The sequence below is a fragment of the Pseudomonas sp. URMO17WK12:I9 genome, from assembly GCF_900230165.1.
Lineage (GTDB): Bacteria > Pseudomonadota > Gammaproteobacteria > Pseudomonadales > Pseudomonadaceae > Aquipseudomonas > Aquipseudomonas fulva.
The window spans coordinates 1-22,888 of sequence record NZ_OCMQ01000015.1 but is presented as its reverse complement, the minus strand read 5'-3'; the positions used below and the strand labels follow the sequence as shown (position 1 = coordinate 22,888).

Below are 22,888 nucleotides of genomic sequence, written 5' to 3'. Positions count from 1 at the left end.
GAATTTCCGTGTGTGGGCGCGGCCTCGCCGGCGCCCCGGCAAGACCGCTCCAAGGAGCTGAGCTAAGTCGGGATCTGCGCTATCCCTGCTCTACTTACCTGTCAATCACGTTGGTGCTGCCGAGTCTTGCCGGCGCATGGCCTTGGCGCGCTTCTCCAGCACGAGGTAGGTGATGACCGCCAACACCAGCGGTATCAGGTAGTACAAGGTTCGATAGGCCAATAGGGCTGCAACCAGGCTGCCTTGTGGAATCTGTCCTTGGAGCAAGCCTAGGAATACCGTCTCCAGCACCCCGAGCCCTGCCGGTATGTGGGCCACTACACCGGCCACGCAGCTGATCAACAGCACCCCCAGAATGGAGGGATAGAATGCCTGATCTGGCAGCAGCCAGAAGATCAGCAGCGCCATCATTGCCCAGTTGCTGGCACCCAAGGCCACCTGGCATAGCGCAAGGCGCAGCGAGGGTAACGTCAGTTCATGTTCGCGCCAGCGCCAAGTGCGTTTTTTGGCAAAACCGCAGGCTAGCAGGTAGCCGATCGAGATGGCCAGCAACGCAAAGCCAATCAGCTGCAGCCCGGTGGTGCCGACGGCCCAGTTTGCCGGCAACTCAACCAGGCGCATTGCAAACACGCCGCCTGCCAGCAGCATGTAGCCCATCCAATTGGTCAATAGCCCCAAGGTCAGGATGCGTGTGATGGTGGGGGTATCGAGCCCGAGCCTGCCATATAACCGATAGCGCAACGCGACCCCGCCTACCCAGGTGGTGAAATTGAGGTTGAAGGCGTAGCACACGAAAGCGATCGGCAGCACTTGACGCACCGGCAACTTGTGACCGGTATAGGCACGAGCCAACAGGTCATAGCTGGCGAAGATCAGGAAGCTCATCAGTGCCATGACCAACCCGACAGCCAATGTGCCGGGCTTGTAGGCCAACAGCGATTCACGTACCTCGTTCCAGTCCAGGTTGCGCGCCAGCGTGAACAACAACGCCGGGATCAGCATCAGGAACAGGACCGTGAACAGACGCTTGGCCCACACTTGCCAACGTTTTCGTTCCATCAGGTGTTGCCCTCGTGCAGGTTGCCTTGGGTCTCCACCGCTTGCCCTGGCGTCTTTAGGCGCTTGCGATGCGCAGGTAGCCAGCCGGCAATGCGCGGGAAGTGACGTATGACATGGAAGCTCAAGAAGATCAGCGGCGCCCGCCACCAGTAGCCGCGGATCATTCGCTCAAGGGTGACCGTCTTGCACTGTTCGCTGGCCAGCGACTGCAAATGGTCGTGGAGCTGTTGGTTGAAGGCGCGGCTGCGGATGAACAGGTTGGCTTCAAGGTTGAACGACAGGCTCAGCGGGTCGAGGTTGCTCGAGCCGACCGTGGACCATTCGTCGTCCACCAGCGCGACTTTGCCGTGCAGGGGGCGTCGGCAATACTCATGGATCCGCACCCCATCGCGAAGCAGGTAGTTGTAGAGCAGGCGAGCCAGCGTACGCACCCACCACATGTCCGGCTCACCTTGCATGATGAGGGTCACTTCAACCCCTCGACGCGCGGCGTTACGCAGTTCGCGCAATAGGCGATAGCCTGGGAAAAAATAGGCATTGGCTACCACTATGCGCTTACGAGCGCCACGCAGGGCTTCGAGGTAATACGCTTCGATCGCTGTGCTGCGTTGGCCGTTGTCCCGCTCTACCATCACGGCGGTGATGTCGCCAGTGGGGTCGGTAACCGGGCGCACCTCGCTTGGGGGCTCCAGCACCGGCGACATCAGTCGACGGCTCACGGCATGCACCTGGGCGACCACTGGACCGGTGACCTCCACGGCGTAGTCCTGCTTGGCCATCGGCCCATAGTCGCCGAGATGATCGGCGCTATAGTTGATGCCGCCAATGAACGCACGCTCCCCGTCGATCACGACGATTTTGCGATGCAGGCGGCGGAACAGGTTGGTGCGCAGGCCAGCCAGACGAGGCTGGGGATCGAACAAGTGAAACCTCACCCCCGCTTCGGTCATCGCTCCGATGAATTCAGCTGACAGGTCAGCGGTGCCATACCCATCGGCAACCACTTCGACACGAACCCCACGTTGCGCTGCCTCGATCAGGGCACGCTGCAACTGATGGCCAACCTTGTCCTCGTAGATGATGAATGTCTCAAGGAGAATTTCATCGCGCGCCTGGCCCATGGCCTCGAAGACTCGCGGGTAGAACGCCTCACCATTGATCAACAGCTCGACGCTGTTGCCATCGACCCAAGGTCTTTTCACACGTTGATCTCCGCAGCCAAGGGGGCGTGGTCGGACAGGTGCGACCACGGATAGTTGGATAAAACCTTTGCAGCATGGGGCATGGCATTGCGCACGTAGATCCGGTCGAGCCGAAGCAGCGGCAGGCGCGCGGGAAAACTGCGGGCTGGCGAGCCGAAACGCTCCCCGAATGCCTCAATCAGTCGCTCTGACAACACGGCATCTGCCTTCAAGCGCCAGTCATTGAAATCCCCGGCGATGATCACGGGCGCCTTGGCAGGCAGGCGGTCGAGCAACTCAAACAGCAAACTCACCTGTTTCTGGCGGTGTGCCTCCCGTAGCCCCAGGTGTACACAGATTGCATGCACCTCGTCATGGCCCGGCACCTCCAGTTGACAATGCAGCAGACCTCGCTGTTCGTTTCCCTCGACCGATACGTCGAGGTTCTCTGAACGTACGATTGGGAATTTGGAGAGCAAGGCGTTGCCGTGATCGCCATGGGGGTAGACGGCGTTGCGCCCATAGGCGAATTGCGGCCACATGCTGTCTGCCAGAAACTCGTACTGGGGCGCCTCCGGCCAGGCGGGATGGCTGATCGCATGCTGCTGGTGGCTGCCATGCACTTCCTGGAGAAACACTAGGTCGGCGCCTGTGGCCCGTACCGCATCGCGCAGCTCCGGCAGGATGAAGCGGCGGTTGAAGAAGGTGAAGCCTTTGTGCACGTTGAGCGTCAGCACGTTCAGGCGGTGCACGGCGGTGATTTTGTCGATGATGCAGTTTGGCGCGGGGAGTGTAGGGTTCACAGCTTAACCTCCGGCTCGGCGCCCGGCTCGGTCATCAATTCGTGGTCCAAGTGCATCTTTTCCAGCAGTCGGCGCGCGTCGTAAGGGGCATGGACTTTCTGATCGTTATCGAAATAGCAGTACACGTCACGCGTTGGGCACCGGGGTGGCGGCCCTTGTACGATCAGATGTGCGTCGTCGGGCTGGCTTCCCTCAGTCCACTGTTCGATACGTTTCTTCCAGCGGCGAAGCGCGCTGACGGTATACCCGCTGCTATAGAGTTCGACATCGCCATGCAGGCGCATATACATGAAGTCTGCGGTGACGTCTTCGACGTAAGGCCACTTACCCGCGCTGTCGGCCACCACCAAGGCAACGTTGTGCTGGCGCAGCAGTTCCACGAAGCGATCGCACAGGAAGCTTTCGTGGCGTATTTCCACCGCATGGCGTAGGGGTGCATTCCCGCTTATCTGCGTACCGCCGTTACCTTGCAGGCGTTGCTCGCAGCCATTGGCGCTACGTTTGGCAGCGGCTCGGTCACGCGGTAGCAGCTGCAGAAATGCACCGAATCGCTCAGCGTCGAAGCGCATGTTGGCAGGGAACTGCCATAAGAAAGGGCCGAGCTTGTTGCCCAGAAGAAGCGGCCCGGAAGCGAAGAAATTGGCCAATGGCGTATCGATGTCCTTGAGTCTGCGGATGTGGGTGATGTATCGCGGTGCCTTGACGGCGAAGACGAAGTCATCGGGTGTGGCGTCATGCCAGGCTTGATAGCGTTCGGGCGTTTGCAGGCTGTAGAACGAGCCATTGATCTCGATGGTCGTGACCGCCCTCGATGCGAAGGCCAGTTCGTCATCCTGGCGCAGACCCTTGGGATAGAAATCCCTGCGCCAGGGGCCGTATCGCCATCCTGAAATGCCAATGCGTACCTCGCTCACGCTGCCTCCTATCGCATCTCCATTCCATTCACCATTGCGACCAGCGCAGCGGCAGGAGGGTTCAGGCGCAGTTGATCAATGGCGGTGGCCGGGGGGTGGAATTGAACTTTGCAGATGAGCTCGATTCCATTTTTAGACAGGCAGGGTGGTGACCGACGCTCTGTATCGACACTTCTTGGAGGTGCGCATGGCCAGACACATCATCCATTTCACCGGCCCTATCAATTCTTCTACCTGCGGCAACCTGATCAACACCTGTACCAAGGCTGTGAACCAGGGGGCCGAGGTGGTGCAGCTGAATGTCGCCACCATGGGCGGCGAGTGCAGCTACGGGTTTACCTTGTACAACTACCTGCGGACTTTGCCTGTCACTGTGCACACGCATAACCTTGGCACGGTCGAGTCGATGGGCAACATCCTGTTTCTGGCCGGCGAGCGCCGCACCGCGTGCACCTACAGCAAGTTCCTGTTCCATCCCTTCCACTGGACGCTGCACGGTTCCATCGACCACTCTCGGATGGCCGAATATGCAATGAGCTTGGATTATGACTTGCGCCTGTACGCCCAGATTGTGGCTCAGCGCACGGAAGGCGCGGCGCAGGCGCTTGACGTGCCCCGCTACCTGATGGCGGCCCCACGGATCCTTGGCCCACAAGAGGCTCTGGACAGCGGGATGATTCATGCGATCGACGATTTGCCGATTGAGGCGGGCGACTGTCAATGGAGCGTGCACGCCTAAAGCGGCACGCCTGTACTCCAGATAGCAGCCAGTCGAGGAGGGCGTCAGCGAACAGACGCCGCAGTAGCCGCGTCACACTCGAGCAACGAGCGAATCAACTTCCTGATGTCTTGCTTGAGCGTGCTGACGTGTTCGAAATGCGCGAACTGAAAGTCAGCGATCTCATGCAAGGCGCAAGGCTGGGGCGCTTCATCAAACTCGGCCTCGAAGACATAGTGCATGCGCTGGGGCGTCTCGTGGCGCATCAGCAGCGTGAAATTGTGGGCCTGCAGACCTGTCTCCTCTAGCAATTCACGCTGTGCCGCCTCAAGCGGCGTCTCACCAGGCTCAACTTTGCCACCTGGCAGCGTCCAAGGGGCGTTTTGCTTGCGAACCCATAGCCATTTATGAGCGTGTTTGCCATGCCGACAGATAATGGTTGCGCGGGGCTTGGCAGATTTCATGGGTACTCCGGCGAATCACATTCCTATGAGGAGTTAGTCGCCGAGAACCGTAAAAAAGTCATAAAACTGTAACAATTCACCGACGAACGGTCAGTAGAGAACCGAACCGTGCAGGCTTTCGATGGCCTCTACCAATTCGTCATAGCCGACGGGCTTGTTCAGGTGGCGATCAAAGCCTGATTGCTTCGACCGGTGCTGATCGGCGCTCGCCCCATAGCCAGTCAGGGCGATGGCCGGCGTGTGCTGCAGGTGCTTCATGTTTCGCAGGGCCTTTATCAGTGCATGGCCGTCCATGACTGGCATGCCGATGTCCGACAGAATGACGTCGTACTTCGTGTCCCTGGCGACCTCGAGCGCCTGGCGCGGGTCAGCGAATGCGCTTACCTGCGCACATTCCATTTCCAGGAGCTGTTGCATGACGTCGAGCACTTCGGGCGAGTCGTCCACCAGCAGCACGTGCAAGCCATCAAGGCGACCCATGCGCTCAGGTTGCTGGCAGGCAAGCTGCTCACCTCTACCACTCTGGGACAAGGGCAGAGTGACGCTGAACGTACAGCCTTGACCGAGGCCTGCGGAGTACGCGCTTACGCTTCCGCCATGGGCCTCCACTAACTGACGGACCAGCGACAACCCTATTCCCAGACCCTCTCGAGCCGCGTGCCCGAGCGGCGACGCTGCCTGGCTGAACAGATCGAAAATGTGCTCCAGGCTGTCTGCCGTGAGGCCGATGCCCTGGTCTATCACGCTGAGCGACACCTGCGTGTCATCGTGGCTGAGCGACAACCGAATGGCGCTACCGGGCGGGCTGAACTTCAGGGCGTTGTTGAGCAGGTTCCAGATCACTTGCTCCAAGCGTGTGCTATCCCCGTCGATGAACAGCGGTAGACGGTCAGCAGGCAGCTCCAGCACCACTGCCGAGTCAGGCTGCTCGCTGACGACAACCCCATGGATACCCTCGACGATGGCAGCCACGTCTACTGCTTCGGTCTTGAGCTTGAGCTTGCCGGTTCGGATACGGGCCACGTCCAGGAGATCGTCGATGATGCGCGCCTGGCTGGCGACAGCCTCGCGGATGGTGGCTACCGCCTTGCTCGCAGCGGCGATGTGGGCGATCGAAGGCAGACGACGCAGGATCTCGGCGTTGAGCTGTATCAGGTTGAGCGGGTGTTTGAGCTCGTGGGACATGATGGCAAAAAACTCATCCTTCATGTGGCTGCTGCTTTGCGACTCGGCCAATTGCTTGCTCTGTTCATCGTGCAGGCGCTTGTGCCCGGTCAAGTCACGAGCGATCTTCACGAAACCACGCAATGAATTGCCTTTCAAGCGCGAGATCTCACCGCTGGCATAGAAGCGGCTATCGTCATTGCGCATGTGCCAGCGCTCATCCTGGCTACGGCCGTTGGTGCGCGCCCTTTGCAACTCCTGCTCGGGAATGCCGTGCTGGCGATCTTCCTCGGTGAAGATGAGCTGGTAATGCCGGCCCACCACATCGGCCTTTTCATGGCCGAAGATCAATGTGGCGCCTGTGTTCCAATCAGTGATCAAGCCCTGCTCATCCAACAGGATGATGGCGAATTCGTGGGTACTTTCAGCGACTACTCGCATGCGTTCCTCGCCAAGTCGCAGACGCTCCTCGGCCGCGCGGCTCTTGCTGATGTCGATAAAGGTAAGCACGGCCCCGTCGATCTTCTGTTCGCTTGAGCGATAGGGCAGCAACCTGGCCAGGTACCAGTGGTAGGCCTGGCCTCCGATTTCGCGCTCGATGATGTGCTCGCCATTGACCACGGCACGCGCATCATCTGCCAGAGCGGGGTAATCCAAGCGATGAGTGATGTCGAGCAGAGAGCGGCCTGTGTCCACCGGCAGCATGTTGAACAGGTCGGTCGCACGCGGGGTGAACCAGCGAATGTGCAGGTTGCGGTCGACGAACACGGCGGCGATGTCAGTGCTGGCAATCAAGTTGCGCAGGTAGTCATTGACCTTGTCGGTCTCCTCGACCTTGTTCTTGAGCTCGTAGTTGACGGTCAACAGTTCTTCGTTGATCGACTGCAGCTCTTCCTTGCTGGTTTCAAGTTCTTCGCTGGCCGAGCGAAGCTCTTCGTTGATGGTCTGCATCTCTTCATTGGAGGCGGTGAGCTCTTCACTGGAGATCTCCGACTGCTCGATGGTCTCCTGCAATTGCAAGCGCGTGCGCTGCAACTCTCGCTCCAGGTTGTTCAGCACCATGCTGTCGGTCTGGCGAATGGCACCGACCAAGGGCAATGACGGATCGGGCGCGCGCTCTTCGAACACTACCAGCAGGTATTCGCCGGCTGTCTGCTCATCCTTATGCGGTTGCACCGTAATCTCTACCTGGCAGCGCTGGTCATCCTCGCCCAGGTCCACAGGGCGAGAGGTGACCGCATGGGTGCCCTGGCGCGCCTGGAACAGGGTGCTGCGAAGCGCCAGTCGCAGGCTGGGCAGTACCAGGTTGAGCAAGTTACGGCTCAATTCACCGCTGCCCAGTTGCATGAAGCGCCCGACCCCTTCACTCAGATGAAGGATGGTACCCTCACCGTCGATGATCAGGCTCGGCGGGGTTCGGCGCGCCAGTGCGCGGTGGTGCACCTCTGCATAGGAGGGCTTGCGCTGGGCTCTGCTTTTGGCGGTGGCCGGCTGCTTCAGAGCGCCTAGATCACCCCCTTGCAGCTGACGCCCCGGACGCGTGCCGGCACCGGCGACCTCGCGCGCCCGGTAGATGCGATTACGCTTGTCCACCACTGCAAACAGCTCGCCAGCCAGCTCTGCCGATTCGGACGAGCCCAGGAACAGGTACCCACCCGGGCGCAGGGCGAAATGGAACATGCGCAGGATGTCACGCTGGATTTCGCGGTCCAGGTAAATCAGCAGATTGCGACAGACGATCAAGCCCAATTGCGAGAAGGGCGGATCGGACAGCAGGTTATGCCGCGCGAAAAGCACTTTCTCGCGTATTTCCTTGCGTACTCGATAATGCTGGTCTTCCTTGACGAAGAACTGGCGCAGCCGCGATGGCGGCACGTCGGTGATGATGGACTCTGGATACAAACCCGTGCGGGCATGGCCAATGGCGCGCTCGTCAAGATCGGTGGCGAACACCTGTACGTTATTGGCACGTTGGTCCACGGCCAACTGCTCGCATGTCAGCATGGCCAGGCTGTAGGACTCCTCTCCTGTCGAGCAGCCGGCGGACCAGATGCGAATCTCTGCCGGGTTGTCAGCCGAGTCCGGCTCGCCCACCAGTTGGGGCATGACAATTCGTTCCAAGGCTTCGAACGCTTCACGGTCGCGGAAAAAATTGGTGACGCCTATGAGCATGTCCGCCAGTAAGTCGGCGGATTCCTCCTTGTGGTTTTCGAGGTAGTGCAGGTAAGCCCGCAGGTCGGCCTGCCCCGTGACATGCAGGCGCCGCTCAATCCGTCGTAGCACGGTGGCGCGCTTGTAGTGCTGGAAGTCATGCCCGGTAGCACTACGCAGTTGCAGCAGGATCTCTTCCAGCAAAGGTTCGCATGACTCCGGGTCGCCCGCCCGGGTACCCAGCGCAGGCGGCAGGCTGTCATCCTCGATGCGTGGGAGGTTGACCTGCCGTGCGTTATGCCACAGCTCCATCAGCTTTTGGGCAAGCTCTGCCGCCGGGAGCACAACGTCGACCAGCCCGGTTTCGATGGCCGCCCTGGGCATGCTGTCATACTGGGCATCATCCGGGCTTTGCACCAAAGTGACGCCGCCTTGCTCCTTGACGCGCGCCAACCCTACGGCGCCGTCTGCGCCGGTGCCGGACAGTACCACGCAAAAGGCATGGTCCTTGTGTACGTCGGCCAAGTCACGGAAAAACAGGTCGATCGCCACATGGTCACCGCGTCGCCTGTTGGCGGGTGCCACACGCAGATAGCCGTCATTGGTCGACAGCCGATTGGCAGGGGAGATCACGTATACATGGTTGCGTTCAATCGGTACCGGCGCCGTTACCTGGCTCACCGGCATGCCGGTGGTCTCCTGAATGATTCGATCAGCGACACTCTGATGGTCTGGAGACAAGTGCAGCACGATGACGAATGCCATGCCAGAGTCGGCAGGCATCTGCCTGAACAGGGTACAGATGGCTTCGATCCCCCCTGCAGAGGCACCAATACCCACCACCGGGAAATTGAGATGACTAGGACTCAGGTTCGAAGGATGGGGCGCGGCGGGCTGGTTAACGGTCGACTTCATGGCGGTGCCCTGTACAGACCTGACGGACAGCCCATCGACATGTCGCGGGGCAGGAGGAGCGACATTATAGGCAACGCGCGAGGATATTCGCGAGCGCCTTTACGAGGCGCTAATGGCTGGCCCGCAAGTGTTCGGCCAGAGAATCCATTCGCGCCACCGATCTGCAATCCATGCCTTGGGACTGAGTAGCCTGTCATCGCACGGGTTCTGATGAAGGGCGCGGCTTCGTGCCATGCGCATTTCCAGAACCGCAAGGAGAAACGATATGGCTCGTGATCAAAAATCGACCGGTCAACGTGGCGGCACCAAGGAAACCAACCCGGGCAATTTCGCCAATGACCGCGAAAAGGCCTCCCGTGCTGGGCAGAAAGGGGGTCAGGTTTCAGGTGGAAACTTCGCCAATGACCGTGAGCGCGCTTCGCAGGCTGGCCGTAAGGGTGGTCAGAACAGCCACGGCGGCGGGCGTAGTGCAACGAACGAAGCGCGTGGCTGAACTCATCCTGGGTGCCTGCCAAAGGCTGTGCCAGGCACCCCTTGGGAGCAATGACGCATATTCGATTGAATCTTTATCGCCGAGCTGCACTCCATCGCAGGGTCATCCACGCAAAAGAGGAGGGTGCAGCGATGCCTAGTCCCCAGTTGTACATCATCGATTATCGGCTCCATGGCGAGCCCCGCACCTTCATCATTCGTCTTGAACGCCTGGATAACGCCGAAGCCTGGCACTGGGCGAGCTGCGATGCAGGCATTGGCATCATTCCGAAATTCGGGCGCGAGAAAATCCGCAAGGTCAGCCGGCCCATGGCCGAACGCTACGGCGTCACGGACGTGACCTGGCGCCTATCAGGCAGCAAGCCTGGACAGTCCCTGGAAGACCCTGCCACCACCGCCTGATTGCGCAGCCTGCATCATCAACCGATCACGCACCCGCCTCGGGATCGCTGGCAGGCACGCCTGGCCGATCCTGGTCTTCATCGGTCAGACCGGGATCAGTGTCCGGGTCATCGACCTTATCATTGCGCTGCTCTTGCTCAAGCTCGGGCCAGTCGTCCTGGACATTGCCGCCCCCCATCATCAGTTTCTGCATCATTGCGCGCGCCTCCGCTGGTTCTAAAAAAAGGCCCGCCCTGACGGCGGGCCAACACAGGAGTGAGGGGCACAGCCATTGCCAGGCCTCTCACTTGTTCAGAGCACCACCGCACGCGTAGAAGTCCGTCTAGGCAGGCGCAGGTCTGACCAACGGTGCTACCCGGCCGAGTACTTGACGGCAGCAGCGGTACGCGAGCTGACATTAAGTGCCTTGAGCAGTGACGAAACGTGGATGCGCACCGTGAAGGGCGAGATATCCAAGGCCTTGGCTATCTCCTTGTTGGTCTTGCCCTGAGCGATCAAGCGCAGCACGTCTTGTTGGCGTTGAGTCAGGTGCTCGGTACCCGAGTCGGCATTGGCGACCGGCAGCAGCCCTGAGGGCGCGAAGCGCACCAACACTTCTCCGGCTCGAACGGCAAGGATCGCAGCGCCCATTTGCTCGGCGCTCAGGCTTTTGCCGATGAAACCATCAACGCCGCAAGCCATGACTTGGTCGATGATGACCGGATCATCCACCATCGAGACGACGATCAAGGTCGTGCGCGGCAGTTGGCGTTTGAGCTGGGCGAGGCGGCTGACGGAATCCAGGCCCGGAAAACGCAGGTCAAGGATCAAGGTGTCGAGGGCCTCGCCGACGCTGGCAAGCTGCAGTACCTCATCCAGGCTGCCGGCCTCAGCTACATGGGCGCTTGGCAGCACACGGTAGACGGTACGCACCATGGCTTCCCTGAAAAGCGGATGGTCGTCCGCCACGATTATTCGACTGGTCACGCTTGGCAACTCCCTTTGGCCGCAGGTCGATCGGGCCATGTTAACGTAGCAGCCCTGGCAAGTGCGTGCCGCCCCGTCACGGGAGCAAAGCCGCCTGATGAAAAGGATTCCGGCCATGGCCCTGGATAAAAACAACGAGCTCGATCAAGCGAACTTGCGTCTGGTCGTTGGCAGTTGCGCCTTCGCCTATGTGGCGATGCTGGTCTTTCTGCTGGACCGTTCTGCTGCGCTCTACGTGCCGGTGGTCGTCTACATTGTCGTCTTTCTCCTGGTATCGGTGCTTCTGCGCCAGGCCATCGCACGCTGGCCGGGGCACTATCCGTGGCGCCGGGTGCTGGGCATGGTGCACGACTACACAGGCACCTGCTTCGGCCTGGTAGTCGGCGGTGAGGCGGCGCTGCCCCTGTATGCCGTGATGGTGTGGGTCAACCTGGGCAACGGCATGCGTTTCGGCTCCCGGTACCTGGCCATCGCGACCGGACTGGCGCTGATCGCCTTGGTTGCGGTGTACCAACTGACGCCTTACTGGCAGGCCAACCCTTTTCTGGTGCTGATGTTGCTGACCACCAGCACCGTGATCCCCGTCTATGCGCACTTGCTGCTCGAACGCACGCGCCGAGCTTCGGAGCAGGCCGCTGCAGCCAATCTCGAGAAGTCCCGCTTTCTGGCCCAGGCGAGTCACGACCTGCGCCAACCCATTCACTCCATCAGTCTGTTCACCGCTTGCCTGCGCGAGGCGCGGCTGGGCGAGGAGGAACGCAGGCTGGTGGACAGCATTGATCGATCGCTGCTGAATGTGTCCCAGCTGTTTCGTTCGATTCTGGACCTGTACACCTTGGACAACGGGCGCGTGCAGCCGCGCCATGAGAGCTTTGCCCTGGGCGATTTTCTCGAGACCCTTGCGCGTGAGCACGCCGAGGCTGCTCGCTGGGCGGGGGTGGAGATACGGGTGCGGCCTTGTGCCTACTGGACGCGTGCAGACCGCGGCATATTGACGACTATGGTCCAGAACGTCCTTTCCAACAGCCTCAAGTACGCACCGGGACGGCCACTGTTGATGGGTGTCCGACGCTGCCAGGGAGGTCTTGCCATCATGGTCTGTGATCAGGGGCGAGGCATCGAACCTGCACACCAGACGCTGGTGTTCGAGGAGTTCTACCGGGTCAGGCAAGTGCGCGACAAGGACGTCGAGGGCGTCGGATTGGGCCTGTCGATCGTTCGTCGGCTTGCACGGCTGATGGACGTGCAGGTGCACCTGCAATCTCGACCCGGCCACGGCACTACCGTGAGCCTGAAGGGGTTCGCGCAGATAACGCCTCAACCTACACTGCCAGCGCCTGAGCACGAGCTTGCCGCTGCAGGTTTGCTCAGCGGCCTGCGAGTCTGCCTGATAGAAGACGACCATAACGTGCTCAGGGCAACGTCGGCCCTGTTGCAGCGCTGGGGGTGCGAAGTGGATGGGCACAGTTCTGCTGCCGCTTCGAATGAGGACTGTGACGTCATCGTTGCCGACTATGACCTTGGCCAGGACGCCACCGGAGTCGATTGCATCGAGCGGCTGCGCAGCGAGCGGGGCTGGGCTGTACCAGCCTTGATCATGACGGGGCATGATCCGGACCGAATACAGGACGCGGTACAGGGTCGCGATATCGCAGTGCTGTCCAAGCCTGTGCGCCCGGCCGAATTGCGAGCCATGCTGCGCACGCTCTGTGGTGAGCCCACATTGCCTCCCTGTTGAAAGCGGCCGCAGCCCTGGTCACAGGCGGCCGGTCTGGCCTTCTTTCACGCAGCTGGGGGTGGGTTGATAAATGCCCATGCCCGCCGCAGCGACAAGTGCACCACTGGGCATCTGGCATTCGAACCGCCCTTTGCCAGTCGTGGCGGTGTAGTAGGTGATGGTGCTGTCGCTGCGCACATCTTCCACTTTCGACACTTTGGTGTTGAGCACGAACTCGGTACGCTTCTTCAGGGTGTCATCAGACGGCTTGACCGTTTGGCAGCCGGCCATGGCCAATAGAGCCCCGGTAATGGCGATCAGCTTGAAGGGGGTCATGGGGATGGTTCCTTAGCGATGAAAGAACCGAAATATAGCGTGGGCGGGATGCAGGATCGATTAGGGCAGATGTGCTAAATGGCATTTAGCTACTCAGTATCCGACAGGCAGATATCAAGGCCGCTATTGGTGTATCGCCGCACCTGCTGCGCAAGGTCGAGCAGGGGTCGCCTCACGTCGACTTGCGCTCCTTCATGCTGGTGCTATGGCGGCTCGGCATCAAGGATACCGTCCTGGAACATCCCGAGAGCGGCCAAGTGGTCACCCTCGGCCGCCTAACCCTGAAGGGCAAACTGGGCACCTGCGCTTCGCGATCACTTTGCCACCTTCCTCGCGGATGTCGACCTAGACAGCGCGTGCGCAGCGGCGAGCAGTGATCGGATGCCCAGTTGAGCCTCAGACCATAAGGGCCAACAGCGCTGCGGCTAGAGCTGGCGGCATGACCAGCAGCCCCAGGCGCAGAAATTGCCAGGCGCTGACAGACTCGCCTTCACGTCGAATCGCCACCAGCCAGAGCAAGGTTGCAAGGGATCCGGTAATGGACAAGTTCGGACCTAGGTCGACCCCAATCAGCAACGCGGCGGTAGTTTGCCGAGGGAGGTGGGCGATATCGACCATGGAGCCGGCAATCAGCCCACTCGGCAGGTTGTTCATCAAGTTGCTAGCCACGGCTACACCCACCCCCGCGGTCCAGCTCGCAGCGGTCTGAGACGTCTGCTCCAGGGTCATGAGCGCATGCGCCAGCTGTTCGATCGCGCCTGTCTGAGCCACAGCTTCGACCAACACGAACAAGCCCGCAACCAATGGCAGCACACTCCAGGCGACGTGTCGCAAAACTGGCATCGGACTGCGCCGCTGGCGCAAATGGATCAGCGCGGTGGTCGCAATACCAGCGCTAAAGGTAGGTAGGCCTAGTGGTACGTCCAGCGCCGATGCACCCAGCAGCACGCAGGCAGTCAGCGCAATGCCCCATGCACACAGGCGCGCACCGGCTGGAAGAGGCTGTATTTGCACGGTCAACGCAAGCGGCTGGCAGATCTGACGGCGTTGGGTGATACGCAAAATGACATAGGTCGCCGCGATGGCTGCCAACGAAGGCAAGGTGAACTGCTTTAACCAGTCCAGCAGAGGAGGCATCTGGCTGCCGAATACCACCAGGTTGGCGGGATTGGAAATGGGCAGAACGAAGCTTGCGGCATTGGCGATGAATGCACAGATGAACAGGTAGGGCAGAGGCTCAGCCTTGGCGGCCTTGCAGGCGGCATACACTGCTGGCGTCAGAACCACGGCAGTGGCATCGTTCGAGAGAAAAACGGTCACCAGGGTGCCGACCAGGAAAACCAGATTGAACAGCCGTTGACCAGACCCTTGGGCATGGCCTACGGCATAACGAGCCACCCAATCGAAAAGTCCCTCCTGGCGGGCCACTTCGGCCAGAACCATCATGCCGATCAAAAACAGGTAGACGTCGCTCCCCTTGACCACCGCCGCCAAAGCGTTCATCGGGGCAATCAGCCCAAACAGCACGAGTACGGTGGCACCGCCTAGGGCCCAGATGAATTCGGGCACCTTGAAGGGTCTGAGTATGACGCCAGCAGTGGCCAGGGCCGAGACGATCCAGATGATCAACGATGTTTGGCTCAGGTGCATCACGGGTTCAGTTTCCGGCGGCTGACGGCATAGAAGAGGAGGGCGCATCGCCCTGGCGTGGGTGCGTTTCGGGGAGGGCGACCAGCACAAGAACAAATGCGCAGGCTGCGATCCCGGCCAGCGTCAGGAACGCGGCATTGTAGCCCGCCGCTTGGACGACGAACCCCGCCAGACCAGGGCTCAGCGCAGCACCAAGGCCGAACACGGCGGTGAGCGCGCCAAGGCTTACGTTGAACCGCCCGGTACCCTCGGTGAGGTCCTTGACGATGATCGGGAACAGCGCCCCGAAAATGCCCGCGCCAATGCCATCGAGTAGCTGCACGCCTACGAGCCAGAAGGGGTTGTCAGACAAGGTGTAGAGCGCGCCGCGCAGTGGAAGTATCAGGAACCCCACGAGCATGAACGGCTTGCGCCCCCATTGTTCGGCACGCGCCCCGACCAGCAGCGCCATGGGCACCATGACCAACTGGGCTGCCACGATGCAAGCCGAGGTCAATGGCGTGGCCAGGCGCAGGTCGACTTGAGAGAGTTTCTGGCTTACCAACGGCAGCATGGCCGCATTGGCCAGATGGAACAAGGCACAGCAGATCGCGAAGAGCAGCAATGTGCGGTTATGCAACAGCAGCGCCAAGCCCGCCGGATTGTCCTGATCGTTCGGGCTATGGGTCAGGCCTCGAGCCACGTGATGGTCAATCTCAGCGCCCGGGACGCAGGCTACCGCGATGATGCTGGCCACGGTCAATGCAGCCATCAGATAGAACACCACCACCGGCCCATACAGGTAGGCGAGGCCACCGGCCAGTAGTGCAGAGAAAGCATTTCCAGCATGGTTGAAGGTCTCGTTGCGCCCCACGCGTCGCGTGAACGCCTTCGGTCCGGTCAGCCCCAGAGAGATGGCTGCGATCGCCGGCGCGAACACGGAGCCGGCCAAGGCGCTGATGGTTTGCGTTACGGCAACCCAAATGAATGATGTGATGAAAGGCAGTAACAGACAGCTCCCGGTTACCAGGACTGCCGCTATGACCACAACGGCACGTTTGGCGGGCGTACGGTCAATCAGGGCGCCGGCGGGCGTCTGAGCGAGCAGGGCAGTAACACCGGCAATCGTCATGACCAGCCCTATGCTCGCGGGCTGCCATTGATGAACGGCGAGCAGATAGATGGCAAGGTACGGTCCAAGTCCGTCACGTACATCGGCAAGGAAGAAGTTCAACCAGTCAAGCGAGCGATGCGGGGCGGATTGCCTAGGATTTTCCAAGGACGTGCTCTCGAGAGGGCCACGTAGCCATCGCTGGCATGGGCCAGGGTATGAGCGGCGGGCGAGTGGTGATGCTGGGGTATCTTTGGCAAAGACTGTGCACGGCGAGGATAGGTTCCAGAGGCGGATTTAAGTTATCTGGATGAGGGCCGGGAATTCGGCGAGGGATGGAATGGCGGGCTCGGTCGGCACGCATCGCCCAATGAAAACCTGGTACGGAAGGGATGGATAGGCGACGACAACCTAGGTCAATTATATAACTAAACTAAATGAATATTTAGTGTAGTTATTACTGAGAAGAATATTGAGTTAGGGTAGGAGACGCCCTAGCCATACTGTCAGTCCCCCGGAATCCGGATCTTCAACAACGTGATCAAGCACCTCGAACCCGTTGGCGTGTAACTGATCGACGTATTCATTGGTACTCAAGCTGGCGTGATACAACGTCTCGCCCTCGAATGTACCCAAGGCTTCGCCATGGGAGGGCCCACTTGTAAACATGAGCAACGCCCCTGGGGCCGCATGGCGACGAAAAATCGGGAACATCAGGCGCTGATCGGTGGGCTTTAGGTGGAAAAAGCTGTTCCAAGCAATGATTGCGTCGAACTGACAGCCCAATGTAAGTGTGCGCATGTCTGCGTGAATCCATTGCTGCTCAGGAAACTGTGCATTGCACAGGATCAGCATCTGTTTGGACGAATCAACACCCACAACGCAGGCGCCGATTTCGACCAGGTGTCGCGCCACAGGTTGGCCAGAGCCGCAGCCCAGATCCAGAACACGTGCTGACGGCTTCAGCATGGTCCCGAAATGCGCAATCCATTTGCGATCAGTGAAGTGATTGGCGCGCTTTTGGTGCCAAGTAAATGCATGGCGGTCGTAAAGGTCGATGATGTGGTCTGCTGATGGATGGTGGGACATGGGAGGACGGTTTCCTTAAACGATCTTACGAGAGGACGCTGTGAGCGATTCGTGGCTTCAAATGTACCCCGGGTTGGTATCGAGCAGGAAATTCCTGGGTGCGCATAATGTGTATTATGTTAAATCATGTATAAGGCTTCTGGGGCTGGATCTGTCACCAGCCCCCGAAAACCAGACTTTGCCTCGATTGACCATACAACCCTCGAATCAAGCCGTTACGTCCCATCCCTTCTGTCAGGATGCCCTAAAAAAAGTAATCGGCCCTTAAAAACAATAAACCAGAATAATCAATGAGTTATCCTGAATCTTCTCCCCTAGGCAAACTCTACGAATCGCAATCGGTCCGTAAAAAAAATAGGACGCGTGCCACTCCAGCGCTATAAACGCCATATTGCCTATCCTTAAAAAAGTAAAACCTTAAAAAGAATAATTTTTTTAAGGGTTGATCTGATCACTCTCCCGACCGATTGTCTGGGGGTAACTACGTGGCTGTTAGGGATCCGCAAAAAGGATAAATACTCCTAAAAAAGAATAATTACCGCACATCAGTTGCTTGAAATGCTCCGTCGCCGCTCTCGATAGCGACACACTACCGCCAGTATTTTTAAAAGGATGGATTCACAGCCCCTAGGTCCGCTCTGCGGAGCCCTCAAAGAAGATAAATATTTTGAAAAAAGATAACCTGTTTTAGAGGCACAGCGCGGAGCAGATGTGGCTAGTCTTCAGCGAACCTGGCACTACTAGGCTCAACCCTCCTTCAGGCCTAGTTCTGCATGAAAAGCTAGGCGCTGACCTTGATACGAAAAAGTTCCACCGTGGAACTCAAGTACTTTTGGTTCAGGGCCTCTGGGGAGCTAGCCCATACTCAGCGCCTGAAGGCGCTTTGCGCATTCTCGTAGGGATGCATAGGTTCCATCGCTTATTTTCTCCAGCGGAGTGCTTCCCTCAAAATAATCGTTGTCATTTTTCATGGACATAAAACCTGCGATATTCTTAGGATTCTCAAAAATCTTGTTCAAGTAGCTATTCATCTCAAAAATAACGCTTAGGCGGAGCTTGATCTCTTGAGCGGCACAATCGGGCATGCCGATTATACTATGTGCGACTTGCTCTTCAGCGCCCCAAGACATCAATAGTGACAGCGCTGACAAACAAGCCTGAAACGACTCACTCCCGGTTGTATCAGCCACGACTTGCTTCCGTCCTCTGCTGCATGTTGAACTGCTCATTGATCAGTTCGCCTAATATCCTCGCAATCCAGGCTTGGTATGCACTCAGTACTGGATCGCTCGAATTAGCATTTGATGCTTGGTAAATGCTTCTCTCGCTCCTCACAACCTTGAGAGGTATTTCATTACCATCAACATAATAGCGCCCACTCGCAATACGGTAAGCATACGAATCTAAGGTTCTCTCGGGCTGCGCCAATATAACCCTTGCGAAGTCGACAACAGGCTCTACCGTCCACTTTTGGTTAGGACTCAACCGCGGCGGCAATGCGAGTTGAAGACCTACCACGCCTCTAGTGGCATTGGGCCTGTCGAGCTCGTTCAAGAAGTCCAATGTGCTCTGGCCCGTTTCAAAAATCCTGATGTCAATAATCTCTTTTTCTTCCAAAAGGTCCAGCACGCAAACGATTAGAAATGTGGATCCTGCCCCTAGGGATGCTACTTCTGAGAAGCTTTCAGGGTTTACTCGCAAGGTCGTCATAGCTCTCTCCCAACGAAAATGAACACTATAGATTGTAGCACTATAGGATTCAAAGAGGCTTCATCATTCCTTTTGTGGATCAAATACGCAAATGGAGCTCAAAACAGCCCTCGCTCAAGCGCTACGCAAAACTAGGACTAGCCGAGGCCTGACCCAGGAGGATTTTGGCGATGTCAGCAGCCGTACCTATGTAAGCTCTCTTGAGCGCGGCCTCAAGAGCCCCACCCTCGATAAGCTGGTCGAGCTGGCGACACGTATGGACGTGCACCCGCTATCCCTACTTGCAGAGGCCTTTTTGCTGATCGACAATGAGCCCGACATCGAAATGCTGTTCTCCCGAATCCGTCAAGACCTACATCGGCAGTGAACCGATGGCAAAGCAAAGGCCTCTACGCACGCAATATCCGATAACTGTCAGACCCGGATATTGCATAGCACCTCATTCGAAAGCATCCTTGATAGATCTGCAACCTCGTCTGAGTAGCCCATGCGCGTAGATCCACAACATCTTTTTGATACCTTTGGGAAATTTAACCAACTCAGTTTTCTCGGGGTGCATCAGGAACTACCATTGGTTCTTGATTATCTGAAACGATTCGCTCCTGATTGTAAGGCCTTAGAGAGCTACCTTGTGGTGCGAAGTTTTTTACGCTCATATGCCGGCAACCAGACGACATTCAACTCGTTTCGCACACATGTCGAGCGTCTCTTGCTCTGGTCCCAGATCATAGCGAAAAAATCCATTCTTGATATTCGTCGTGTAGATGCTGAAATGTTCATGGAGTTTTGCCTACAGCCTCCAGCAGAATGGGTAGGACCAGTAGTGAAATCGAGATTGTTCGTCTGGGGGGCGAAAACGACTTGAGTCAGATGATTATGTTGTGAACAAAGACTGGAGGCCGTTCAGTAGTACGGCTAGCAAACGAGATCGTAAAATCGCTGTAGAGTCGTCGAAAGACCTTCCAATTCGCCCCTACCAGATGGCGCAAGGATCGATTGCGCAGGTGGTAGTTTTTTTCAGCATGCGATGGACGAAGGCTTGACCGAGTCGAATCCTTTCCGCGCAATAAAACAAAAGTCCATCATAAACAACGTGCGGTATTGGACGTTTCCGCACAATCGCTTACAGAGCTTCAGTGGAGTTTCGTTATCGACTGTGCAGAGCAGATGGCTGCGGAGGATCCGAGACACGAACGCACTTTATTTATTGTGGCAACTATCTTTTCGATGTATCTCAGGATCTCTGATTTATTCGGCAGAGAAAACTGGCGCCCCTCAATGGGTGACCTGCGCTGAGATACTGTTGGCAACTGGTGGTTTCATGTTGTCGGAAAGGGAAATAAAGCAGCCCGAATTAGCGTGCGCGATGACTATGTTGATTGTTACTTAACTCGATATCGCCGCTATTTAGGACTTTCTCCCCTGCCCTCACCTCAAGACGTTTGCCCCCTAATTGGAACGCTAAATGGTCGCGGCGGCCTGTCTGATCGCTACATCCGATCTTTGCTTCAAGTAGTGTTTGTCCGTGCACTAAAACGAATGCAGGAGGAAGGCTGGAGCGACGATGAAATTGATCAACTTCGCTCGGCATCACTACACTGGCTTCGTCATACATCCGCTACTTTCGATGCGCCTTTGCGAGATATGAAGGACTTGCAGGCAGACCTTAGGCACAACAGCCTAAGTACTACCCAGAATATTTATTACAATAGCCTGGATGAGCAGCGAGCTTCGTCTATGAAAGGGCTTAAAATTCGAAAATAGCCGATCGGTCATTAATCAAACTCGAACTGCTTGCCTCAGGTCGTCGCAACCGAGCACCGGTTACGGCTACGGCTACGGCTACGGCTACGGCTACGGCTACGGCTATGCTTGTGCTCAAGATGAGTATTTTGCTAGCACTCCAACTGATTAAGTGGACCGGTTGAAATGAAACCCTGCAAAGGTTCCCGGCGGGAGCTTGACCAAATCTGGTCCTGCAGAGAACTTAGCTCGCAGTCCGCTGGAATCGACCGAAGCGCCTGCGTCGTCTGATCATATACGTAAACGTGAAAGCCCAGCTGCAGTGCACGAGACATCTGCCGATGCCAGTAGAATTTCCCATCGCCTGTGATCGCGTCCTCGCCTAATAGCAGGTCATAGCGCGGGAGGATGTAGCCGAAAAGCACAGTTCGCGAAATTTCGGAAAGCGCTAGAGAATGACGCGTACTTGCCGATCGCCAGACCCGATGTCTCGCAAGGTATCGGCTACTGACTTCAGGAGCGCTGAGCAGTGTGACTTTGGTGTAAAAAGCCACGGAAGCCTCGGCATCGTCTACCAAAGCGATCTCGAAATCGTTGGCACTGCCTTCATGCGGCCGATGGTCGACGCGTATCAAACGGTAGCCAGGCTGAGCACTGTAGCCCGCGGTTTCACCGATATCGCTGATCCCGTCGACCCGAGTAAGGCCGGCGTAAAACGCAGAATTACCGGCAGTGCGTGTGAGCAGCTCCGGCAGTTCAGGGAGCGCTTTAGTAGCAAGGTACATAGTGGTGTCTCGATGAGAGCCTGATTCCATCTGCAACCCTAATGGAAACTCCAAGACTTCACAAACCCTCACGATGGGGTACGTACTGGTGTTTCTGGAATCCCATTATTGAGTGGCTCAATTCAACAGTCCAGGCTAGCGCGCTCATGCGATGTCCAGGCCAAGCCGCTCCCTCAGCACTTGCTTCCCGTACGCTTTTCCGATTTCCAGCATCACTGCCAAACTCACCCCTCCGGCTTTCTCAGCGCCAGCTTTGGTGAGGCGCCACACCTCGGTGTCCCGAATCGTGTCTAAGTATTCGTGCCCTCTGATGGTCAGGCGCTGGGGGCGCCAGTCGAAGTCATCCATCGCGGACAGATCCTTTGCAGCCAATAAGCCAGCCTCATGCAGTAACATGACGTGATAGGAAACTACGCTATGGGTCTGATCATCGAACTCAAGATCAATCCACGAATCAGGTGTCTGGTCGCTCTCTTCCACTGCAAGCAGAATCTGACGAATCAATTCTTTATCTAATCTCAAGGAATCGTTCCCCCGTCTCCTTTTTCCTGGTTGTGAACAGCTGGCATTCTAAATCGGATGGCATCGTAAATGCGCAATGCCTCTCCACTGGTCTTGGCATGCACGATGTAATGAGCGTTAGTCACGGTTCCCAGTAAGGAATAATGGATTGTCCTGGCTTATCAAGCACAATAGCGACGCTCTGCTGTGCCCGGGTTACCGCCACGTAAAACGTCGCCGCTGGGCCAGGGTCAAGCGACTTACCTCGCTGCAGAAAAGTTGCGATTGGGCCTGTTGCGATGATCAGCACGCGCTCGTAGGTTGCACCCTTGGCGACCTTGAAGTTGATGTAATTCAGGTCGAACGCAGTGCCCGACCTTACGTTCACGCGTAGACACTGAGGGTTAAATCTCTCCACATATGCATGAACGTTACGCTTGGCGAGCAGAAATACACCGTCATGATCAGTCGTAACCTCGTTGAGTGACTCCGTTCTAGGGAAGCCCCACACGGGATTGAAGATGGTGTCTGAGAAGCTCGCAATACCAGGTGTACAGCGCCACGTCGTGTTTCGAAATTGAATCTCGAGCTCTCCTCGTCTCTGCTTGCTGAGGAACCACGCTAGGGCCTTGGCGTAGGCATATTGCTTGTTCTTCCGGCTTCGAGGGCTTGTCGATAGCACTGATTGCCGAATATCGCCAACCATCCGGATGTCGATACGGGACGTGAACAGTTTCTCTAAAAGCTCCCAGTCCCAGCCGCTGAGATCTTGAACCTCATCCACTAGGATTTCGTCGTATAGGCTCTCCAATCTGTAGAACAGAGCACCGTTGCTTTGCTCCACAAGAAGGTTGGCTATGTAGTGGTCTACTAACCCCGGACACCCATTTAGGCGAGAATGCTCGCCACAGAGAGGTGTCCGATGACCAAGCAACGCCGTACCTTTACCCCTGAGTTCAAGCGCGAAGCTGCCTGCCTGGTGCTCGATCAAGGCTACAGCCATGCCGAAGCGGCCCGTTCGCTCGGCTTGGTCGAGTC

Annotated in this window: 23 protein-coding genes and 1 pseudogene; 7 read left to right on the top strand and 17 right to left on the bottom strand. The window is 57.7% G+C overall.

Features of this window, described 5'->3' with window-relative positions; all coding sequences use genetic code 11:
• Positions 1–105: 105 nt before the first annotated feature.
• The 4 genes from CRP40_RS20525 to CRP40_RS20510 are packed head-to-tail and all read right to left on the bottom strand — an operon-like array spanning position 106 to position 3,957.
• Positions 106–1,059: a lysylphosphatidylglycerol synthase domain-containing protein gene (locus CRP40_RS20525; protein ID WP_027915592.1), complete on the bottom strand. Its 954-nt coding sequence runs from the start codon at positions 1,057–1,059 to the stop codon at positions 106–108.
• Positions 1,059–2,261, bottom strand: coding sequence for a cardiolipin synthase ClsB (gene clsB, locus CRP40_RS20520; protein WP_027915591.1), 1,203 nt, complete (start codon positions 2,259–2,261; stop codon positions 1,059–1,061). Before clsB ends, CRP40_RS20525 begins: the two co-directional genes overlap by 1 nt.
• The gene (locus CRP40_RS20515) at positions 2,258–3,043 is read right to left on the bottom strand and encodes an endonuclease/exonuclease/phosphatase family protein (protein ID WP_027915590.1); all 786 of its coding nucleotides are present in this window, start codon (positions 3,041–3,043) and stop codon (positions 2,258–2,260) included. Before CRP40_RS20515 ends, clsB begins: the two co-directional genes overlap by 4 nt.
• On the bottom strand, positions 3,040–3,957 hold the full coding sequence (locus CRP40_RS20510) for a DUF72 domain-containing protein (protein ID WP_027915589.1): 918 nt from the start codon (positions 3,955–3,957) through the stop codon (positions 3,040–3,042). The genes CRP40_RS20515 and CRP40_RS20510 overlap by 4 nt, the downstream gene beginning before the upstream one ends.
• Before the next feature lie 187 nt (positions 3,958–4,144).
• On the opposite strand from CRP40_RS20510, the gene CRP40_RS20505 reads away from it, so the two are divergent.
• The gene (locus tag CRP40_RS20505) at positions 4,145–4,696 is read left to right on the top strand and encodes an ATP-dependent Clp protease proteolytic subunit (protein ID WP_027915588.1); all 552 of its coding nucleotides are present in this window, start codon (positions 4,145–4,147) and stop codon (positions 4,694–4,696) included.
• Between the two features lie 44 nt (positions 4,697–4,740).
• Here the strand turns inward: CRP40_RS20505 and CRP40_RS20500 are convergent, their stop codons facing one another.
• Both CRP40_RS20500 and CRP40_RS20495 read right to left on the bottom strand, forming a co-directional pair.
• A complete protein-coding gene (locus CRP40_RS20500; RefSeq protein WP_027915587.1) occupies positions 4,741–5,139 on the bottom strand; it encodes an NUDIX domain-containing protein in 399 nt (132 codons plus the stop codon).
• Positions 5,140–5,229: 90 nt separating this feature from the next.
• On the bottom strand, positions 5,230–9,369 hold the full coding sequence (locus CRP40_RS20495; protein ID WP_027915586.1) for a CheR family methyltransferase: 4,140 nt from the start codon (positions 9,367–9,369) through the stop codon (positions 5,230–5,232).
• Between the two features lie 265 nt (positions 9,370–9,634).
• Between CRP40_RS20495 and CRP40_RS20490 the strand changes: the two genes are divergently transcribed.
• A complete protein-coding gene (locus tag CRP40_RS20490; protein WP_027915585.1) occupies positions 9,635–9,862 on the top strand; it encodes a general stress protein in 228 nt (75 codons plus the stop codon).
• Between the two features lie 131 nt (positions 9,863–9,993).
• Positions 9,994–10,263, top strand: coding sequence for a DUF6555 family protein (locus CRP40_RS20485; protein WP_027915584.1), 270 nt, complete (start codon positions 9,994–9,996; stop codon positions 10,261–10,263).
• A gap of 25 nt (positions 10,264–10,288) precedes the next feature.
• Here CRP40_RS20485 and CRP40_RS22060 read toward each other — a convergent pair whose 3' ends face one another.
• Entirely contained in the window at positions 10,289–10,459 is a 171-nt protein-coding gene (locus CRP40_RS22060; RefSeq protein WP_154665202.1) for a hypothetical protein, read from the bottom strand.
• A gap of 155 nt (positions 10,460–10,614) precedes the next feature.
• Positions 10,615–11,229 carry a response regulator transcription factor gene (locus CRP40_RS20480; protein WP_027915583.1) on the bottom strand — a complete coding sequence of 205 codons (615 nt, stop codon included), beginning with the start codon at positions 11,227–11,229 and terminating at the stop codon, positions 10,615–10,617.
• A gap of 115 nt (positions 11,230–11,344) precedes the next feature.
• Here CRP40_RS20480 and CRP40_RS20475 point away from each other — a divergent pair, with 115 nt between their 5' ends.
• Positions 11,345–12,967, top strand: a complete 1,623-nt coding sequence (locus CRP40_RS20475; RefSeq protein WP_027915582.1) for a hybrid sensor histidine kinase/response regulator — start codon at positions 11,345–11,347, stop codon at positions 12,965–12,967.
• Between the two features lie 18 nt (positions 12,968–12,985).
• Here CRP40_RS20475 and CRP40_RS20470 read toward each other — a convergent pair whose 3' ends face one another.
• The 6 genes from CRP40_RS20470 to CRP40_RS20440 form a co-directional block, all read right to left on the bottom strand.
• Positions 12,986–13,282: a hypothetical protein gene (locus CRP40_RS20470; RefSeq protein ID WP_027915581.1), complete on the bottom strand. Its 297-nt coding sequence runs from the start codon at positions 13,280–13,282 to the stop codon at positions 12,986–12,988.
• A 396-nt stretch (positions 13,283–13,678) separates the two neighbouring features.
• Positions 13,679–14,932, bottom strand: coding sequence for an arsenic transporter (locus tag CRP40_RS20460; RefSeq protein ID WP_027915580.1), 1,254 nt, complete (start codon positions 14,930–14,932; stop codon positions 13,679–13,681).
• A gap of 7 nt (positions 14,933–14,939) precedes the next feature.
• Positions 14,940–16,190 carry an MFS transporter gene (locus tag CRP40_RS20455; protein ID WP_027915579.1) on the bottom strand — a complete coding sequence of 417 codons (1,251 nt, stop codon included), beginning with the start codon at positions 16,188–16,190 and terminating at the stop codon, positions 14,940–14,942.
• A gap of 309 nt (positions 16,191–16,499) precedes the next feature.
• Positions 16,500–17,111 (bottom strand): class I SAM-dependent methyltransferase, encoded by a 612-nt coding sequence (locus CRP40_RS20450; protein WP_027915578.1) that lies wholly within the window; start codon positions 17,109–17,111, stop codon positions 16,500–16,502.
• An 854-nt stretch (positions 17,112–17,965) separates the two neighbouring features.
• Complete coding sequence (locus CRP40_RS20445; RefSeq protein WP_050587348.1) at positions 17,966–18,301, bottom strand: hypothetical protein; 336 nt, start codon at positions 18,299–18,301, stop codon at positions 17,966–17,968.
• Positions 18,294–18,821, bottom strand: coding sequence for a hypothetical protein (locus CRP40_RS20440; RefSeq protein ID WP_141400918.1), 528 nt, complete (start codon positions 18,819–18,821; stop codon positions 18,294–18,296). The genes CRP40_RS20445 and CRP40_RS20440 overlap by 8 nt, the downstream gene beginning before the upstream one ends.
• Before the next feature lie 91 nt (positions 18,822–18,912).
• Between CRP40_RS20440 and CRP40_RS20435 the strand changes: the two genes are divergently transcribed.
• Positions 18,913–19,188: a helix-turn-helix transcriptional regulator gene (locus tag CRP40_RS20435; RefSeq protein ID WP_027915576.1), complete on the top strand. Its 276-nt coding sequence runs from the start codon at positions 18,913–18,915 to the stop codon at positions 19,186–19,188.
• A 120-nt stretch (positions 19,189–19,308) separates the two neighbouring features.
• A pseudogene (locus CRP40_RS20430) lies at positions 19,309–20,585 on the top strand (site-specific integrase).
• 131 nt (positions 20,586–20,716) lie between these two features.
• Here CRP40_RS20430 and CRP40_RS20425 read toward each other — a convergent pair.
• The 3 genes from CRP40_RS20425 to CRP40_RS20415 form a co-directional block, all read right to left on the bottom strand.
• Entirely contained in the window at positions 20,717–21,349 is a 633-nt protein-coding gene (locus CRP40_RS20425; protein WP_027915575.1) for a hypothetical protein, read from the bottom strand.
• A 144-nt stretch (positions 21,350–21,493) separates the two neighbouring features.
• Entirely contained in the window at positions 21,494–21,871 is a 378-nt protein-coding gene (locus CRP40_RS20420; protein WP_027915574.1) for a DUF2513 domain-containing protein, read from the bottom strand.
• A 121-nt stretch (positions 21,872–21,992) separates the two neighbouring features.
• Entirely contained in the window at positions 21,993–22,694 is a 702-nt protein-coding gene (locus tag CRP40_RS20415; RefSeq protein ID WP_050587347.1) for a UvrD-helicase domain-containing protein, read from the bottom strand.
• Between the two features lie 78 nt (positions 22,695–22,772).
• On the opposite strand from CRP40_RS20415, the gene CRP40_RS22120 reads away from it, so the two are divergent.
• Positions 22,773–22,888 (top strand): transposase (locus CRP40_RS22120; protein WP_141400917.1); only part of this gene is annotated, 116 nt, incomplete at its 3' end.

Excerpts from the sequence above, each read along its gene's own strand:
- CRP40_RS20525 (WP_027915592.1), bottom strand. The coding sequence starts at position 1,059 with ATGGAACGAAAACGTTGGCAAGTGTGGGCCAAGCGTCTGTTCACGGTC.
- CRP40_RS20505 (WP_027915588.1), top strand. The coding sequence starts at position 4,145 with ATGGCCAGACACATCATCCATTTCACCGGCCCTATCAATTCTTCTACC.
- CRP40_RS20500 (WP_027915587.1), bottom strand. The coding sequence starts at position 5,139 with ATGAAATCTGCCAAGCCCCGCGCAACCATTATCTGTCGGCATGGCAAA.
- CRP40_RS20495 (WP_027915586.1), bottom strand. The coding sequence starts at position 9,369 with ATGAAGTCGACCGTTAACCAGCCCGCCGCGCCCCATCCTTCGAACCTG.
- CRP40_RS20490 (WP_027915585.1), top strand. The coding sequence starts at position 9,635 with ATGGCTCGTGATCAAAAATCGACCGGTCAACGTGGCGGCACCAAGGAA.
- CRP40_RS20485 (WP_027915584.1), top strand. The coding sequence starts at position 9,994 with ATGCCTAGTCCCCAGTTGTACATCATCGATTATCGGCTCCATGGCGAG.
- CRP40_RS22060 (WP_154665202.1), bottom strand. The coding sequence starts at position 10,459 with ATGATGCAGAAACTGATGATGGGGGGCGGCAATGTCCAGGACGACTGG.
- CRP40_RS20475 (WP_027915582.1), top strand. The coding sequence starts at position 11,345 with ATGGCCCTGGATAAAAACAACGAGCTCGATCAAGCGAACTTGCGTCTG.
- CRP40_RS20470 (WP_027915581.1), bottom strand. The coding sequence starts at position 13,282 with ATGACCCCCTTCAAGCTGATCGCCATTACCGGGGCTCTATTGGCCATG.
- CRP40_RS20460 (WP_027915580.1), bottom strand. The coding sequence starts at position 14,932 with ATGCACCTGAGCCAAACATCGTTGATCATCTGGATCGTCTCGGCCCTG.
- CRP40_RS20450 (WP_027915578.1), bottom strand. The coding sequence starts at position 17,111 with ATGTCCCACCATCCATCAGCAGACCACATCATCGACCTTTACGACCGC.
- CRP40_RS20440 (WP_141400918.1), bottom strand. The coding sequence starts at position 18,821 with ATGACGACCTTGCGAGTAAACCCTGAAAGCTTCTCAGAAGTAGCATCC.
- CRP40_RS20435 (WP_027915576.1), top strand. The coding sequence starts at position 18,913 with ATGGAGCTCAAAACAGCCCTCGCTCAAGCGCTACGCAAAACTAGGACT.
- CRP40_RS20425 (WP_027915575.1), bottom strand. The coding sequence starts at position 21,349 with ATGTACCTTGCTACTAAAGCGCTCCCTGAACTGCCGGAGCTGCTCACA.